This window comes from Herbaspirillum sp. B65, assembly GCF_000333555.1.
GTDB lineage: Bacteria > Pseudomonadota > Gammaproteobacteria > Burkholderiales > Burkholderiaceae_D > Herbaspirillum > Herbaspirillum rubrisubalbicans.
Genome location: NZ_BADI01000263.1, coordinates 1 through 1975, shown reverse-complemented (window position 1 = coordinate 1975; position 1975 = coordinate 1). Strand labels below are relative to the sequence as shown.

Here is a 1975-nt window from a genome sequence, read left to right as displayed (position 1 = left end):
CGCGCCTGAAAAAGAGCTGCAGGCGAGACAGAACACATTTCCATCCAGGTCATCGAGCGCATGGTCTCGCTGCTCGACGCCCTGGCCGAGTATCCCGATCCGGTGAGCCTGAAGGAATTGTCGGCCGCCACCGAGCTGCATCCCTCCACCGCCCACCGCATCCTCAACGATCTGGTGGTCAAGCGCTTCGTGGACCGGGTGGAACCGGGGACCTACCGGCTGGGGATGCGTCTCCTGGAACTGGGCAACATCGTCAAGAGCCGCTTGTCGGTGCGCGAGGCGGCGCTGGACTTCATGCGCGCATTGCACCGCAAGACCCACCAGACCATCAATCTGTCGGTGCGGCAGGCCGATGAAATCGTTTATATCGACCGCTCCTTTTCTGAACGTTCAGGTATGCAGGTGGTGCGCGCCATCGGCGGCCGCGCGCCGCTGCACCTGACGTCCACCGGCAAGCTGTTCCTCTCGGTGGACGATCCCAAGAATGTGCGCGCCTATGCCACCCGTACCGGGCTGGCGGGCCACAACAAGAATTCCATCACCGATCTGGCCAAGCTGGAGCGCGAACTGTCGATGGTACGGGCGCTGGGTTATGCGCGCGACAACGAGGAGCTGGAACTGGGGGTGCGCTGCATGGCTGCCGGTATCTGCGACGACAGCGGCAAGCTGGTGGCCGGCCTGTCGATCTCGGCCCCGGCCGACCGCCTGCAAGAAGACTGGGTGGATGACCTGGTGAGCACGGCCAACCAGATTTCCTCGGCGCTGGGGTATCGCAAGGATCAGGCCTGAAGCTTCATATCGCAGGCCGCCGCAGACAACAAAAAAGCGAACCCTGGAGTTCGCTTTTTGTTTGCGACGGATGAAGCAATCATCCGCACATTCCGAACAAGCCTGCTTCAGCCTTCGTCGGCCCGCACCATCTTCACGCGGGTCAGGTTGGGCTGGTCTTCCACCAGCCACTTGCGCATCCGCGTGGCATCGCCCACGTGCGACAGGCGGCCCTTGGAATCGAGGAACACCATCACGATGGGACGGCCTTCGATGCGGGTGTACATCACCAGGCAATGGCCGGCTTCGTTGATGAAACCGGTCTTCTGCAAGCCGATATCCCATTCCTTGTTGGAGGTCAGGCGGTTGGAGCTGTTGTACTGCATGGCATGGCCGCTGGGTTCGACCATGTACTTGGGATCGGTGGAGTACTGGCGGATGATCGGGTAGTTATAGGCCGCCACCACCAGCTTGGCCAAGTCGCGGGCGCTGGCCACGTTCTGGCTGGACAGGCCGGTCGAATCGACGTAGTGGGTATCCATCATGCCCAGCGAGCGGGCCTTGGCGTTCATGGCGGCGACGAAGGCCGGCAGACCGCCCGGATAGTTGCGCCCCAGGGCCGAGGCGGCACGGTTTTCAGAGCTCATCAGGGCGATGTGCAGCATGTCGTCGCGGCTTAGGGTAGCGCCCACGCGCAGACGCGAGCTGCTGTGCTTTTCGCGATCGACGTCATCATCGGTGACGGTCAGCACTTCTTCCATGTTCAGGTGCGCTTCGACCACCACCAGCGCGGTCATCAGCTTGGTGACCGAGGCAATGGGCAGGGCCACCGAGGAATTCTTTTCAAACAGGACTTGCGAGCTGGCCTGGTCGATCACCAGGGCGACGTTGGAACGCAGGGCCAAGGGATCGGGCGTCAGGTTCAGGCCGGCCATGTCGCCGGCCGTCATCACCGGCGGCACCACCGGCACGGCCGGGGCGACCGAGACGCGCTGGTAGCTCACATGACGCTTGCCACGCACCACGCTGACCTTGCGTACCAGCTTTTCGCGATTGTTCAAGGAACCCTTGACGGCGGTCTTGCCGACCGCGTGCACCGGGCGTTTGGCGGCGACCTTCTTGGCCGGCGCTTTCTTGGTGGTGGTGTTGACCGTCTGAGCTGCGGCAGGCGCCAAACCAGCGTGGATAAACAGTACGGATGAAAATG

2 protein-coding genes are annotated in these 1975 nt (G+C 62.6%); one reads left to right on the top strand and one right to left on the bottom strand.

All coding sequences use genetic code 11. From position 1 onward, the window contains the following. The first annotated feature begins 60 nt into the window (after positions 1-60). Positions 61-789, top strand: coding sequence for an IclR family transcriptional regulator (locus I5W_RS06885; RefSeq protein WP_044528673.1), 729 nt, complete (start codon positions 61-63; stop codon positions 787-789). A gap of 107 nt (positions 790-896) precedes the next feature. Here I5W_RS06885 and pbpG read toward each other — a convergent pair. Further along, on the bottom strand, positions 897-1975 hold a 1079-nt coding region (gene pbpG / locus I5W_RS06880; RefSeq protein WP_044528672.1), incomplete at its 5' end, for a D-alanyl-D-alanine endopeptidase.

Coding starts and splice junctions, on each gene's coding strand:
- I5W_RS06885 (WP_044528673.1), top strand. CDS start 61: ATGGTCTCGCTGCTCGACGCCCTGGCCGAGTATCCCGATCCGGTGAGC.